The following is a 13,230-nucleotide window of genomic DNA, read 5'->3' as shown; positions in this document are numbered from 1 at the left end:
GTCACAACCCATGTCACAAGTTCAACACTTAGATTTTCGAGGTTTTTGGGCCTCGCGTTGGTGTCCGGGGGGCAAGGCGCGGACTTTCTGTCCAAAGTAGGCGACGGCGGCGCGAACGAACTCGTCGGCGGCCGGGTCTTCCTGCCCAAGGATGTATTCAAATTCTTCAAATTGATTCGGACTATTTTTCTACCCGTAAGTCACGACCGCAAACATTGTTTCGTGTTAGCGATTCAAACACTCTCTGGGTTCGTTATTGCTAAAGTAGCAAATTTGAAACTGCTGCTGTGGGGTAATTACCAAAGGAGAGTGTCATGGCAAACGTCGTTAACAGCTTCGCCGCAGCTCTGGCCTGTAGTGCACTTGTTTTATCTCTTTTTTTTCCCGCCAGCGCAGGGGGCATTAGCGTCGGCGCCGGCGCATCGGTTGGCGGCCGAGGCGGCGTAAACGCCGGTCTCGGCGCATCGGTTGGCGGCCGAGGCGGTGTAAACGCCGGTCTTGGCGCCTCGATCGGCGGCAGTGGCGGCGTCAATGCGGGAGTCGGCGCTTCGATCGGCGGTAGCCGCGGGGTAAATACGGGAGCCGGCGCCTCGATCGGCGGCAAGAAACGCATTATCGCGGGTGTCGGCGCTTCGATCGGCGGCCGAAGCGGGGTGAATGCCGGCGCCGGTGCATCGATCGGCGGCAGCAGGGGCATTAGCGCTGGTGCCGGCGCCAATGTAGGCGGCACTCGTGGCGTCACGGCTGGCCTGGGCGCCAATGTCGGCGGCACTCGTGGCGTCACGGCCGGCCTGGGTGCCAATCTCGGCGGCACCGGTGGTATCACTGCTGGCGCAGGCGCAAATGTAGGCGGCACCGGCCTCGTTGCAGCGGGTGTGGGTGCCAATGTTGGTGGGACGACCGGGCTCGGCGTCGGTGTAGGCGTCGGCGATGGGACGCTTGCTGGCACACCCGGGACTCCTGGAACACCCGGGACTCTTGGCGTGAGCGTGGTCGCGCAGATGTCCAGCAGCCAGTTGATACGGATGAAGAAGCGCTGCGTCGATGTGCTCGGGAGCGGCGGCACATACGATCGCGACCTGCGTGAGCTTTGCTTGCTGATCGCCCGCCGCTGAGAAGACTGTTGCGCAAACGGGAGTGTCGCATCGGCCGTACAGGCTTTGACAACACTCTCCTGGCCTCGCGGCCGGGCCCGCCACTCGCAAGGTGGCGGGCTTCTCTGCATCAGGACCGCTGCGCTGAGCGGCTGACGACTTCGGGGTAGCTACACCAGCGGGAGCCAAGACGGGAGTGGAACCTAAATCCAGCGCGGCCACCAATTCCGCCACGTCCGCGTGCCCGGCAGGCAGCCATCATTCTGTCAATGTCGCGGTCAAAATAGCGGCCGTTCGCCAGCACATGATCCCGAAAAACGAAAAATCGTATTTTTGGGGATCATGCGCCAAAATCAAGGTGCTCCAGCTTCCTGTGCGCGTCCAAGATGACGCGCGGCGCTGTAGACGCGAAGATGGTTGAAAATCGGCCGCGCCTGTGACAAAAGGCGTGTCGAATGTGACGGGATGCGACGATCCACTTCTGCAGAATGTGATAAGAAGTCGGAAAAACAAAGACTTATTCACATTTTGGAGCGTGTTTCTGGACGATTTTGAGCCGCGTTGAGTGGACAGATCGCCAAGTCCCGCACCAAAAGCCATTCCCGGCAAGATCATACCGGCAGGCTGTAAACGGCAAGAGCCGTTTGGCTGCGGAAACGAAGGTTCTATGATGCAGGTCACCGAAACGCTCAACTCCGGTCTCAAGCGCGAGATCAAGATCACCGTGCCGGCCGGTGACATGGAAGCCAAGCTGATGGCGCGGCTTTCAGATGCCAGGAGCAAGGTCCGCATCAACGGCTTTCGCCCCGGCAAGGTGCCGGTGCAGCACCTGCGCAAGGTCTATGGCAAGTCGTTCATGGCCGAAGTGGTCAACGAGATCCTCAACGATTCGACCCGTTCGATCATTACCGGCCGTGGCGAAAAGGCCGCCATGCAGCCCGAAGTGATCATGACCGAGGACGAGAAGGAGGCCGAAAAGATCCTGGCCGGCGGCGCCGACTTCGAGTTCCGCCTGAATTACGAGATCATTCCGCCGATCGAGATCAAGGATTTCTCCGACATCAAGGTGACGCGCCAGGTGTTCGACGTGCCGGATTCGGAAATCGACGAGCAGGTCAAGCGTGTCGCCGAATCGGCGCGCACCTACGAACCGAAGACCGGCAAGGCCGCCGAGGGCGACCGCGTGACGATCGACTATGTCGGCAAGATCGATGGCGAAGCCTTCAGCGGCGGCGCCGGCACGGACCAGCCGCTGGTGCTCGGCTCCAAGGAATTCATTCCCGGCTTCGAGGATCAACTCATCGGCAGCAAGGCCGGCGACGAGAGGCAGGTCACGGTCACATTCCCGGAAAATTACCAGGCGGCGCATCTTGCCGGCAAGGAAGCCACCTTCGACGTCACCGTCAAGGAAGTGTCCCAGCCCGGTGCGTTGGAGATCAACGACGAAATGGCCAAGAATCTCGGCCTGGAGTCGCTGGAGCGCCTGCGTGAGGTGGTGCGCGGTCAGATCGAGAACCAGTTCGGCTCGATGACGCGCCAGAAGATCAAGCGCCAGCTGCTCGACCAGCTCGATGCCGCCTACTCGTTCGAGGCGCCGTCGAAGCTTGTCGAGGCCGAGTTCAACAACATCTGGAACCAGGTCAACCGCGATCTGGAAGCCGCCGGCCGCACCTTCGCCGACGAGGAGACGACGGAAGAAGAGGCGCGCGCCGAATATATGCGGCTTGCCGAGCGCCGTGTGCGTCTCGGCCTGGTTCTCGCCGAAATCGGCGAGAAGGCCGGCGTCGCCGTGTCGGACGAGGAATTGCAGCGCGGCCTGCTCGAGCAGGTGCGCCGCTATCCGGCCAACCAGCAGCAGGAAGCCTTCGAATTCTACCGCAGCAATCCCGAAGCGCTGAACACGCTGCGCGCGCCGCTGTTCGAGGAGAAGGTGGTCGACCATCTGCTCAGCCAGATTTCGGTCACCGACGTCAAGGTCAGCAAGGAAGAACTGATGGCCGACGACGAGGACAGCGAGACGGCCAAGGCGAAGCCGGCGAAGAAAGCCGCAGCAAAGAAGGCCGACGCCAACAAGTCCGACGCCGATAAGGCCGACGATGCGGAAGAGCCCAAGAAGAAGGCCGCGCCGAAGAAGAAAGCTGCCAAGGACGCCGAATAACACAACATTCTGCTGGATGTGAAAGGCCGCCCTCGATGCGGCCTTTTTCAATGCCGCCGACGTCGCAAGGCCGCTGCCGCCCTATTCGCGCGGCAATTGATTGACGAGGATCCGCATCACCGTGACCCGTTCGGGCAGCTCGACGAGGAACTCTTCGTCGCGCGGCAGGGGATGGATCTTGTGCGGGTCACCGCCGGTGAAGCTCGCCATGGCTTCGACGTCAGGCCAGTACGAGATCGTCACGAACTCTGTTTCTTCTTCACGATCTTCGCGAAGCAACTGCACGCCAAGTGCCTTCTCCTGAAGCGGCGGAATGCCTTCGCGACGTAGATAGGGCTCGTAGACGGCTGCAGATCACGGCGTGTCCTTCCCCGCCAGATCCGGGCGATTGTGGCATTGTCGATCATGGAGTGCGCTCCTTTTGATGGATTGTCATGAGGATGGGGCAGCGATGGCGGAATCCGCTGCGGTGTTGTGCGGGCGATTAATGCAGGACCTTGCCCAGAAACCGTCGCACCAGTGGCAGGGCGACCTCGAAGTGTGTCTCCAGCAGCCAGTGCCCTGCGTCGTCCAGCAAATGCAGCTCGGCCTCGGGGAGATCGCGCAGATAGGCGCGCGCTGCCGGCTCGGGCATGTATTCGTCCTTCGGTCCCCAAAGGATCATCGCCGGTGGCCGGTGCTCGCGCAGGTATGCCTGGTAACGAGGGAACCAGTCGAGATTAGCCTTGAGCTTCTCCATCAGTCCGACGGAAAGCGCACGCCGCACAGGCGTATCCATCAGCGGCCAATGCAACTTCCACAGATCGGGCGGGACACGTCGAGCGACGTCGTCATCGACTTCGCCTACGAACTCGGCGCGAAAGCCGTCTTCGCTCACCGCCTGTTCGAGCGGCGCACGGTTCGCTGGCGAAGGATCATGCCAGAAACGCCGGATCGTTTCATACTTCGGGCCAAGAGCATCGGCGTAGATGTCGCCATTCTGTATGATCAGGGCCCTGATCCGCGATGGGTGCGCTATGGCGTGGCGCAGGCCGATCTGCGAGCCGTAGTCGTGCAGCCATAGCGCGTAGCTGCCGAGCTCCAGCGCGTCGGTGAACCGCTCCAGGAACTTTGCATAGACATCAAAATCATAACCGAACCGTGCCGGATCGCCACTGTAGCCAAAGCCGGGGAAATCCGGCGCGACCGTCCGCCACCGGTCGGCGAGCGCCGGCATCAGCCGGCGATATTGGAAGGATGAGCAGGGATAGCCATGCGGAAGCAGCAACACCGGTGCGGTTTCAGGACCTGCTTCTCTGTAAAAGACGGTCTCGCCGTCGATCGTGCGGGTGCCGTGGCGCACCTCCAGGTCGCTCCTGTCGTTCATAGACACTTCTCTGATCTTTTGATCTTCCAGATGTTTAACCGTAGCTGGTCTAACGCCATTACCCGGTATGCGTTCCGATTGCGCTCGACGCCGATCGGCCTGCCTCGTCGCCTCTGCGGCGATCCCGCGGGTCGACTTCTTCTATCTGCCGGCCGGATTCTGTGGTATGTAGATGCCGCAATTCCATGCGGGAGACGCGAATATTCCGCTCTGTCGTGAAGGGGCGCATGCCGTGTCGGCACGCGCTGATCGTCCAAGGCAGATTTGGCGATCGGGAGGATATGCCATGCGTGCAATCGCGTTTTTCGCAGTCGTGTCCGTTGCGACCTTTGTCACGAGCCAATCCCAGGCACAGGATGCCGCCGCCGGTGAGAAGGTCTTCGCCAAATGCAAGGTTTGTCACGTCGTTGACAAGGACCAGAACAAGGTCGGTCCGTCGCTGAGCGGCGTCATCGGCCGGACGGCCGGCACGCATCCCGGGTTCAAGTATTCCAAAGCCATGACCGAGGCGGGCGCATCCGGCGTCAAATGGGACGACGCCACGCTGACGAATTATCTTCGCGATCCCAAGGCCATGATCAAAGGTGGGAAGATGGCGTTTCCCGGCCTCAAGAAGGACGAGGATCTCGCCAACGTCATCGCCTATCTGAAGCAATTCTCCAAATGAGCCGGTTCTTCCGCCAGGAAGTAACCCGGTTCTTCCGCCAGGAAGTGACCCGGTTCTTCCACCAGGAAGAAACCCGGTTCTTCCGTCGGCCGAGGGGTCGGCCCGATTGCGTGTGCCAACCGGTAGTCGCCTGAAATGTCGGCTCGGGAAAGCGGCCTCAAGGATACCGGTATCCAGATCTCTGAAGCGACGGTCAGTGATTTCTTCGCGCTTCTGAAACCACGCGTCATGGCGCTTGCTGTTTTTACCGCTTTCGTCGGGCTGATGGTGGCGCCCGGGGCGATGAATCCGGTCATCGCCGTGATTGCAATCGGTGCAATTGCGGTTGGAGCGGGCGCGGCCGGGGCACTCAACATGTGGTACGATGCCGATATTGACGCGTTGATGTCGCGTACGTCAAAGCGGCCGGTCCCGTCAGGCCGGGTCACGCCCGGCGAAGCGCTCGGCTTCGGCATGGTGCTTTCCGTACTTTCGATCATGACGCTCGGCGTGCTGGTGGGGTGGCTCGCCGCATCGCTGCTGGCCTTCACCATCTTCTTCTACGTCGTCATCTACACGATGTGGCTGAAACGCTCGACGCCGCAGAACATCGTCATAGGTGGCGCCGCGGGTGCCCTTCCTCCGGTCATCGGGTGGGCGGCCGCCACCGGCGCCGTCGGGATTGAAAGTCTCGTCCTGTTTCTGATCATTTTCCTCTGGACGCCGCCGCATTTCTGGGCGCTCGCGCTGTTCAAGATCGGCGACTATGCCGCGGCCGGCATTCCGATGATGCCGAACGTGGCCGGCCAGGTTTCGACCAGAAAGCAAATCTTCGTCTATTCGCTGATCCTGGCGCCAATCGGCGTGCTCCCTTGGGCTTTCGGATTCGCGAGTGGATTGTACGGGATTGTTTCGGCCGCATTGGGCGCGGGTTTCATCTGGCATGCCTGGAAGCTTCTGGTCGACAAAAGATGGGCTGAAGGATGGGAGATGAAACGCGCAAAGGCGCTGTTTGCCTATTCGATTCTCTATCTTTTCGCGATCTTTGCCGTGCTGCTTGCCGATACCGTTGCAATGCGTGTCGTCATGTCAGCCGGAAATTGACGGCATGACCTGCCTCGTGGCTGCATTGAATCCTGATGTTCTCGGATTTTTTGCCCGGTTGAGAATCGGCGATTGCTGAACGAGGTGCGCCCGAACCTGCTCAAACCTCACGTTGGCACTGCGCAGAATCCCAGCACCAGCAGAATAACTATGCCAAGGCCGAGTATAAGAACGGTCTTTCCATCCATGACCTTCACCCTTCAACCCAGCTTTGAGACTAGCGAAGAAAGGCCGTTAGAGCTAGCGGGATCACCGGAGCCGTCCCCGCAGACAAAGGGCGGCGACAAATGCCATGCAAGAGCGTATGTTGGTCATGGTGCAGGTCGCGGTTTTGCGTGGCCAGTCACGCTGAACGACAGCACCGTGAAATCGCGACCTTTACCGGACCTGGTCTGGAGGAATGGTCATGGCAAGTTTTCACGTGATTGCAGGCGCCAGCGAGACGCTGGAGCACACCAGAATTCGAAAGATAGGCGTTTCCGACCTTTTCGACGCGCTCAAGCGTGGCGTCGACGATTTCATGGTCAAACCGTCGCACATCGTTTTCCTCTGCCTGATTTATCCGCTTGTTGGCGTGGTGCTCGCTGTCTGGACGTCGGGCAACAACGCGTTGCCGCTGTTGTTTCCGCTGGTATCTGGTTTTGCGCTGATCGGTCCATTCGCGGCGCTCGGCCTTTATGAGATCAGCCGGCGGAGAGAGGCCGGGCTCGACGCCTCATGGAGCCACGCTTTCGAGGTCAGGAATTCTCCAGCGCTGCCGGCCATCGCGGCGGTCGGGATCATGCTGCTTGCGATCTTCATCGCCTGGTTGTTGACCGCGCAGATATTTTATCAGCAGGTGTTCGGTTCGGCCCCGCCGGAATCACTGTCCAGCTTCATCAGTGAAATATTCGCCACCGGACGTGGCTGGACGCTGATTATCGTTGGCCACGCGATCGGCTTCGTCTTTGCTGCGGTCGTGTTGTGCACCACGGTCGTCGCGTTCCCGTTGTTGCTCGACCGCGACGTCGGCGCCTACGAAGCCATCCATACCTCGGTGCGGGTGGTCCTGGCGAACCCGATCGTGATGGCTGTCTGGGGGCTGATTGTCGCCGTCGCCCTGATCATAGGCTCGCTGCCGGTGTTCGCCGGGCTGGCGGTGGTGCTGCCGATCCTCGGTCACGCCACCTGGCACGTCTATCGGAAAGTCATGGAATCGCCGGCCTCCACCAGACCGGCGGGCTGAAAAAATCCTGCCTGCCGCACCGGCGAGAGGCCGCTGCGGCAGGTTGGCAAGAGTGCTTAGTAAGCCGGGTAGCTAAAGCGGGCTTGTTGTGCGTCGCTGGTCAGGTTGCGGAAATCCTTGCCGCTGACATGCACGAGCGTCCTGTGGTCGCCACCCTCGAAATAGATATCGCCGGCATTGCCGAGGCTTTCATCGACAATCACCGGCACATCGTAGGCCGCGCCGATCGGCGGGATGGCGCCGGTGTCGCAATCCTCGAAGAGCGAAACCACCTCGTCCTCGGAGGCGAGCCCGATACGCTGGTGCATGACGTCCTGCAACGTGCCGAGCTCGATCCTGTGCGTACTGGGGACCACGGCCAGCGCATAGCCACCGTCGTGGTGAACCACCACCGATTTGGCCATTATGCTGCCGGGCACATGCGCCGCTAAGGCGGACTGCCTGCTTGTCGACGTGCGGTGGTGCTCGACGGTATCGTAGGAAATTCCTTTCTCGTCGATAAAGTCCTTCAATCTGTTTGCGATCGTCATCTTGAGCCTCCCTTCCTGGAGTTCGCGACGGAGAAACGACGAAAATCGTTCTCCTTCTGTCGTTTTCCGGTGGTGACAAAAATGGGCCAGCTGTCGACCGTTTCAAGGCAAGGTGGAGCGGGCCGTGAACAGCCCCTCGACGGGAGATGCTGCCCGACCCGGATTGCGCGTCAGGGCTCGGTCCCAAAAAACAGCGTCCGGGTAATAAGCGTGTACTCCGATTCGAAGACCATCATTGCCACGAACACCAGCACCAGGATCGGCGGCAATATGATCGCATAGGTCAGCGCCAGCCGCTCCCAGGCCATGTGCATGAAGACCGCGACGATCAGGCCGGCCTTGAGCATCATGAAGATCAGGATCAGCGACCATCTGAGATAGCCCTGGAGGCCGACATAATCGACCAGATAGGAGCAGGCGCTGAGGATGAACAGCCATACCCAGACCACCAGATAGAGCTTGATCGGGTGCTCCTGATGAACCTCCGCAGGGACGATGCCGGTTGCTCCCGCATCATGCGCTTGGGTTCCGTGCAGCGTATGTTGCCCCAGACCGTTTGCGGTTGCTTCAGCCATATCTGCCTCTCACCAAAGCCATGTCTGCCTCTCACCAAAGATAGAAGAATGCGAAAATGAACACCCACACCAGGTCGACGAAATGCCAGTAGAGGCCCATGATCTCGACGTGCTCGTAGCGGCCCCTGCGACTGGTGAAGAACCCGGGCCGGCCGGTTTCGTAATCTCCGCGCCAGACCTTTCGCGCCACGATGATCAGGAAGATCACCCCGAACGTCACATGGGTGCCGTGAAAGCCGGTGATCATGAAGAAGGATGACCCGAACTGCGCCGCACCCCACGGATTGCCCCAGGGCCGTACCCCCTCGGAGATCAGCTTGGTCCATTCGAAGGCCTGCATGCCGACGAAAGTTGCGCCGAGTGCTGCGGTCAAAAGCATCAGGATCGCTGTCTTGCGGCGGTCGTGGCGGTAGCCGAAATTCACCGCCATGGCCATCGTTCCGCTGCTTGAGATCAGCACGAAAGTCATGATGGCGATAAGGATCAGTGGAATATCGGAGCCGCCGATGTGAAGCGAAAAGACCTCGCTCGGATTGGGCCACGGCACCCGGGTGGACATGCGGGCGGTCATGTAGGAGAGCAGGAAGCAGCCGAAGACGAAGGTGTCGCTGAGCAGGAAGATCCACATCATGGCCTTGCCCCAGGACACGTTCTTGAACGCCCGCTGATCCGAGGACCAGTCGGCGGCGACGCCTTGCAAACCAGCTGGCCGGGCCTGTGCTTGGCCGGTATGCGTCACGGTCGTGTCTGCCATCCGTCCGCCCTCCTAGGTCAGCAGCTGTCGGCAAATTTCGATAAAAGTCGCGGCCCAGCCGGCCAGAAGTGCAAAAATGGCGAGCCAGACGAAAAGCAGGAAATGCCAGTACATGGCGCACAGTTCGACACTGAGGCGAAGCCGCTCCGGCCGTGCTCCGTTCCAGGCGCCGGCAGTTGTTCTGCCCAGGCCCACCAGCCCGCCCAGTATGTGCAGCCCATGCATCCCGGTTATCAGGTAGAAAAAACTGTTGGCCGGATTGGCGGTTAGCAAGTAGCCGTCGGCGGTCAGTTCCCGCCAAGCCACAAGCTGTCCAACCAGGAAGGCAAGCGCGGTGAGCCCAGCCGTGACGAGGCCGAGTCTGACCGCGTCGATCTCGCCCCGGCGCGCAGCGACCGAGGCGCATTGAAGCGCGATGCTGCTCAGGACCAGCACGCCGGTGTTGAACCAGAGCACGCGCGGCAGCGGCAGCGCCTGCCAGTCCGACAGCGCCATGCGCATGAAGTAGGCGCTGGTGAAAAGCGCAAACAGGCAGCCGACGACGGCGAGGAAGACGCCGAGGCCGATCTTGGCGGTCGGCAGCGCTGATCCTTCCGGGCCGATAATATCCCCGATCACACCTTGCTCGAGCCATGGCTTGGCCATCAGCCGCTGATGGGAAAGCCACCATCCGGCAAAGCCGACGATGACGAGGAGGAAGACCAGAATGACGCTCATGCCGGCTCCCTGGAGGATCCGAAGGAGCCCGGCACGTTTTGCGGGATAAAATCCTCCTTGGCGCCCGGAACGCTGTAGTCATAGGCCCAGCGATAGACGATCGGCAGTTCCTTGCCGAAATTGCCATGGGCGGGCGGTGTTTCCGACGTCTGCCATTCGAGCGTCGTGGCGCGCCACGGATTGCCGCCGGCCTCGCGGCCGTGGCGGATGCTCCAGATCAGATTGAACAGGAACACGATTTGGGCAAAGCCGACGAGGAACGCCATGATGCTGATGAACGCGTTCAGATCGTGGGCCGACTCGGTCATCACCGCCGTGTTGGTCAGTTCGTGGTAGCGGCGCGGCACGCCCATCAGGCCGATGTAGTGCATGGGAAAGAAAATCAGATAGGCACCGAGGAAGGTGACCCAGAAATGGAACTGGCCCATGGCCTCGTTCAGCATCCGGCCAGTGACCTTCGGGTACCAGTGATAGATCGCCCCGAAGATCACCAGGATCGGGGCGACGCCCATGACCATATGGAAATGGGCAACGACGAACATCGTGTCCGACAGCGGAACGTCGACGACGACGTTGCCGAGAAACAGTCCGGTCAGCCCGCCATTGACGAAGGTGACGATGAAGGCCAGCGCAAAAAGCATCGGCACGGTGAGGTGGATGTCGCCGCGCCACAGTGTCAGCACCCAATTGTAGACCTTGATCGCGGTCGGGACGGCAATGATCAGTGTCGTGGTGGCGAAGAAGAAGCCGAAATAGGGATGCATGCCGCTGACATACATATGGTGCGCCCAGACCACGAAGCTCAGCGCGCCGATGCCGACGATGGCCCAGACCATCATCCGGTAGCCGAAGATGTTCTTGCGCGCATGGGTGCTGATCAGGTCGGACACGATGCCGAAGGCCGGCAGCGCCACGATGTAGACCTCGGGGTGGCCGAAGAACCAGAACAGATGCTGGAACAGGATCGGGCTGCCGCCGCCGTGCTGCAGTTGTTCGCCCATCTCGACGATGGCCGGCATGAAGAAGCTGGTGCCGAGCGCACGGTCGAACAGCATCATCACGCAGGCGACAAACAGCGCCGGGAAGGCGAGCAGCGCCATGACTGTCGCGGTGAAGATACCCCAGACGGTCAGCGGCAGGCGCATCAGCGTCATGCCGCGCGTGCGGGCCTGCAGCACCGTCACGACGTAGTTCAAGCCGCCCATGGTGAAGCCGATGATGAACAGGATCAGCGAGACGAGCATCAGGATGATGCCCCAGTCCTGGCCGCCTGGTGTGCCGGTCATGATCGCCTGCGGCGGGTAGAGCGTCCAGCCGGCGCCGGTCGGTCCGCCGGGCGCAAAGAAGCTCGAGACCAAAACCAGCACGGCGAGCAGGTAGATCCAGTAGCTCAGCATGTTGACATAGGGAAAGACCATGTCGCGCGCGCCGACCATCAGCGGGATCAGGTAGTTGCCGAAGCCGCCCAGGAACAGCGCCGTGAGCAGGTAGATCACCATGATCATGCCGTGCATGGTGATGAACTGATAGTAGGCTTCCGGGGTGATGAAGTCGAACGTGCCGGGGAAGCCGAGCTGCAGCCGCATCATCCAGGACAGCACCAGCGCCACCATGCCGATTGCCGTCGCCGTCGCCGAATACTGGATGGCGATGACCTTGGCGTCCTGCGAAAAGACGTATTTCGTCCACCAACTGTGCGGATGATAGAGTTCCATCTCCGCGACTTCGGCTGGCGGTACCGCATCTGCAGGTGTGACATCGACCATATAGGAACACCTCCGTGTCCTTTTCGGCCAGGTTCGACAGTTTCGAGCCCTGCCGCAATTTCAATCCAAATCGCCGTCTTTGCCGGCGTCTAATCTGCCGAGCCCACCTGCTGGGGGGCCGACAATTGCGCAAAAGTCTGCTGTTCGCCGAGCCACGCCAGATAGTCTTCCGGCGTGTCGACCATGACCACGCCATTCATCAACGGGTGCCCCTGGCCACAAAGTTCGGCACACAGGACCTGGAAAGTTCCGGTCTTGGTCGGGGTGAACCAGAAATAGGTGACCGAGCCGGGGATCATGTCCATCTTGGCGCGGAATTCCGGCACGTAGAAATCGTGCAGCACGTCGATCGAGCGGAGCAGCATCTTGACCGGCTTGCCGACCGGCAGATGCAGATCGGCGGCTTCGACGACGACATCGTCCTGGCCGTTGGCGTCACTGGCGTTCACGCCGAGGGGATTTTCAGGGCTGACGTTGCGGGTGTCGGACGTGCCGAGCTTGCCGTCCTTGCCGGGCAAGCGAAAACTCCATTGCCATTGCTGGCCGACGACTTCGACCACTGTTGCGTCGCTTGGGACGCTGACGAACTGGTTCCAGACGAACAGGCCGGGAACCAGCATGGCGGTGACGCCGATTGCGGTGACGATCGTCAGCCACCATTCGAGCCGCTTGTTCTCGGGTTCGTATGCCGCCTGATTGCCTTCCCGATGACGGAAGCGGAAGACGCAATAAGCCATGAATAGGACGACGGCGGCGAAGACGACGCCGGTGATCCAGAAGGTGATGATGATGGTGTTGTCGATATAGTCCCAGTTAGAGGCAATCGGCGTCCACCACCATGGGCTCAGGAAGTGGAACAACACTGAGCCCACAACTACCAAAACGAGTACAAGCGCTATGGCCATATCCCGTTCCTCCTGGCATTCCAAGGGCGCGAAGCCGTCCCAGGAAATGCCAAATGCATCATAGCTCGATTTCCGGTCGAAATTCTAGTGCGGTCTTCCCGTCAGCCGAAAACGCAATGGCGATGATGTGGAAGAACCCAAGAAGAAGACGGCTGCGGCGAAGAAAAAACCTGCTGGCCCACCGAACAACACGGCGTTCTGCCGGATCGTGAAAGGCCGCCCCCTCGCGTGGGCTGAGGCTGGTTCGGGATGGTGCCGACGGGATCAGGCGATTGGTTTTTGAGCAGACCGGCTCCTGCTGTCCTGACGGTTCGGGCTGCTGTCGGGGCGAGGCAAGGCCGATTTCGACCTAACCGGGTTCAGCGAGGCGGTCGGCCGGAATCGCCGCAG

At 60.6% G+C, this 13,230-nt stretch carries 13 protein-coding genes and 1 pseudogene; 5 read left to right on the top strand and 9 right to left on the bottom strand.

The window, feature by feature from the left end; translation table 11 throughout:
• The first annotated feature begins 314 nt into the window (after positions 1-314).
• Positions 315-1,115: a hypothetical protein gene (locus AC0L2K_RS08330; RefSeq protein WP_128246770.1), complete on the top strand. Its 801-nt coding sequence runs from the start codon at positions 315-317 to the stop codon at positions 1,113-1,115.
• A gap of 237 nt (positions 1,116-1,352) precedes the next feature.
• Here AC0L2K_RS08330 and AC0L2K_RS08325 read toward each other — a convergent pair whose 3' ends face one another.
• Positions 1,353-1,787, bottom strand: a complete 435-nt coding sequence (locus AC0L2K_RS08325; RefSeq protein WP_128246769.1) for a hypothetical protein — start codon at positions 1,785-1,787, stop codon at positions 1,353-1,355.
• Here AC0L2K_RS08325 and tig point away from each other — a divergent pair.
• Positions 1,765-3,252 carry a trigger factor gene (tig, locus tag AC0L2K_RS08320; protein WP_473531137.1) on the top strand — a complete coding sequence of 496 codons (1,488 nt, stop codon included), beginning with the start codon at positions 1,765-1,767 and terminating at the stop codon, positions 3,250-3,252. The genes AC0L2K_RS08325 and tig overlap by 23 nt on opposite strands.
• 81 nt (positions 3,253-3,333) lie before the next feature.
• Here tig and AC0L2K_RS08315 read toward each other — a convergent pair.
• Both AC0L2K_RS08315 and AC0L2K_RS08310 read right to left on the bottom strand, forming a co-directional pair.
• A pseudogene (locus tag AC0L2K_RS08315) lies at positions 3,334-3,659 on the bottom strand (hypothetical protein).
• Positions 3,660-3,736: 77 nt separating this feature from the next.
• Positions 3,737-4,618, bottom strand: a complete 882-nt coding sequence (locus tag AC0L2K_RS08310; RefSeq protein WP_128246768.1) for an alpha/beta fold hydrolase — start codon at positions 4,616-4,618, stop codon at positions 3,737-3,739.
• A gap of 286 nt (positions 4,619-4,904) precedes the next feature.
• Here AC0L2K_RS08310 and AC0L2K_RS08305 point away from each other — a divergent pair, with 286 nt between their 5' ends.
• From AC0L2K_RS08305 to AC0L2K_RS08295, 3 genes are all read left to right on the top strand, one after another.
• Positions 4,905-5,285: a c-type cytochrome gene (locus AC0L2K_RS08305; RefSeq protein WP_091596987.1), complete on the top strand. Its 381-nt coding sequence runs from the start codon at positions 4,905-4,907 to the stop codon at positions 5,283-5,285.
• A 135-nt stretch (positions 5,286-5,420) separates the two neighbouring features.
• Positions 5,421-6,368 carry a heme o synthase gene (locus tag AC0L2K_RS08300; RefSeq protein WP_287063579.1) on the top strand — a complete coding sequence of 316 codons (948 nt, stop codon included), beginning with the start codon at positions 5,421-5,423 and terminating at the stop codon, positions 6,366-6,368.
• A 406-nt stretch (positions 6,369-6,774) separates the two neighbouring features.
• Positions 6,775-7,593 (top strand): DUF2189 domain-containing protein, encoded by an 819-nt coding sequence (locus AC0L2K_RS08295; protein WP_473531095.1) that lies wholly within the window; start codon positions 6,775-6,777, stop codon positions 7,591-7,593.
• A 56-nt stretch (positions 7,594-7,649) separates the two neighbouring features.
• On the opposite strand, the gene AC0L2K_RS08290 is transcribed toward AC0L2K_RS08295, so the two are convergent.
• The 6 genes from AC0L2K_RS08290 to coxB all read right to left on the bottom strand — a co-directional run bounded on the left by AC0L2K_RS08290 (position 7,650) and on the right by coxB (position 12,840).
• Positions 7,650-8,123, bottom strand: a complete 474-nt coding sequence (locus AC0L2K_RS08290) for an aminoacyl-tRNA deacylase (protein ID WP_023802548.1) — start codon at positions 8,121-8,123, stop codon at positions 7,650-7,652.
• A 170-nt stretch (positions 8,124-8,293) separates the two neighbouring features.
• Positions 8,294-8,698 carry a cytochrome C oxidase subunit IV family protein gene (locus AC0L2K_RS08285; protein ID WP_473531094.1) on the bottom strand — a complete coding sequence of 135 codons (405 nt, stop codon included), beginning with the start codon at positions 8,696-8,698 and terminating at the stop codon, positions 8,294-8,296.
• A gap of 31 nt (positions 8,699-8,729) precedes the next feature.
• A complete protein-coding gene (locus AC0L2K_RS08280) occupies positions 8,730-9,452 on the bottom strand; it encodes a heme-copper oxidase subunit III family protein (protein WP_128246763.1) in 723 nt (240 codons plus the stop codon).
• Positions 9,453-9,464: 12 nt separating this feature from the next.
• A complete protein-coding gene (locus AC0L2K_RS08275) occupies positions 9,465-10,169 on the bottom strand; it encodes a cytochrome c oxidase subunit 3 (RefSeq protein WP_128169953.1) in 705 nt (234 codons plus the stop codon).
• Complete coding sequence (ctaD, locus tag AC0L2K_RS08270) at positions 10,166-11,935, bottom strand: cytochrome c oxidase subunit I (RefSeq protein ID WP_287058174.1); 1,770 nt, start codon at positions 11,933-11,935, stop codon at positions 10,166-10,168. The genes AC0L2K_RS08275 and ctaD overlap by 4 nt, the downstream gene beginning before the upstream one ends.
• 89 nt (positions 11,936-12,024) lie before the next feature.
• Positions 12,025-12,840: a cytochrome c oxidase subunit II gene (gene coxB, locus AC0L2K_RS08265; RefSeq protein WP_128169951.1), complete on the bottom strand. Its 816-nt coding sequence runs from the start codon at positions 12,838-12,840 to the stop codon at positions 12,025-12,027.
• Between the last annotated feature and the right edge of the window lie 390 nt (positions 12,841-13,230).

This window comes from Mesorhizobium sp. WSM4817, assembly GCF_055811135.1.
This window is presented reverse-complemented; position numbering and strand designations above follow the sequence as displayed.

What these genes read in the sequence shown, in the direction of transcription:
- AC0L2K_RS08275 (WP_128169953.1), bottom strand. Translation starts at nt 10,169, where the DNA reads ATGAGCGTCATTCTGGTCTTCCTCCTCGTCATCGTCGGCTTTGCCGGA.
- tig (WP_473531137.1), top strand. Translation starts at nt 1,765, where the DNA reads ATGCAGGTCACCGAAACGCTCAACTCCGGTCTCAAGCGCGAGATCAAG.
- coxB (WP_128169951.1), bottom strand. Translation starts at nt 12,840, where the DNA reads ATGGCCATAGCGCTTGTACTCGTTTTGGTAGTTGTGGGCTCAGTGTTG.
- AC0L2K_RS08300 (WP_287063579.1), top strand. Translation starts at nt 5,421, where the DNA reads ATGTCGGCTCGGGAAAGCGGCCTCAAGGATACCGGTATCCAGATCTCT.
- ctaD (WP_287058174.1), bottom strand. Translation starts at nt 11,935, where the DNA reads ATGGTCGATGTCACACCTGCAGATGCGGTACCGCCAGCCGAAGTCGCG.
- AC0L2K_RS08290 (WP_023802548.1), bottom strand. Translation starts at nt 8,123, where the DNA reads ATGACGATCGCAAACAGATTGAAGGACTTTATCGACGAGAAAGGAATT.
- AC0L2K_RS08305 (WP_091596987.1), top strand. Translation starts at nt 4,905, where the DNA reads ATGCGTGCAATCGCGTTTTTCGCAGTCGTGTCCGTTGCGACCTTTGTC.
- AC0L2K_RS08280 (WP_128246763.1), bottom strand. Translation starts at nt 9,452, where the DNA reads ATGGCAGACACGACCGTGACGCATACCGGCCAAGCACAGGCCCGGCCA.
- AC0L2K_RS08330 (WP_128246770.1), top strand. Translation starts at nt 315, where the DNA reads ATGGCAAACGTCGTTAACAGCTTCGCCGCAGCTCTGGCCTGTAGTGCA.
- AC0L2K_RS08285 (WP_473531094.1), bottom strand. Translation starts at nt 8,698, where the DNA reads ATGGCTGAAGCAACCGCAAACGGTCTGGGGCAACATACGCTGCACGGA.
- AC0L2K_RS08310 (WP_128246768.1), bottom strand. Translation starts at nt 4,618, where the DNA reads ATGAACGACAGGAGCGACCTGGAGGTGCGCCACGGCACCCGCACGATC.
- AC0L2K_RS08295 (WP_473531095.1), top strand. Translation starts at nt 6,775, where the DNA reads ATGGCAAGTTTTCACGTGATTGCAGGCGCCAGCGAGACGCTGGAGCAC.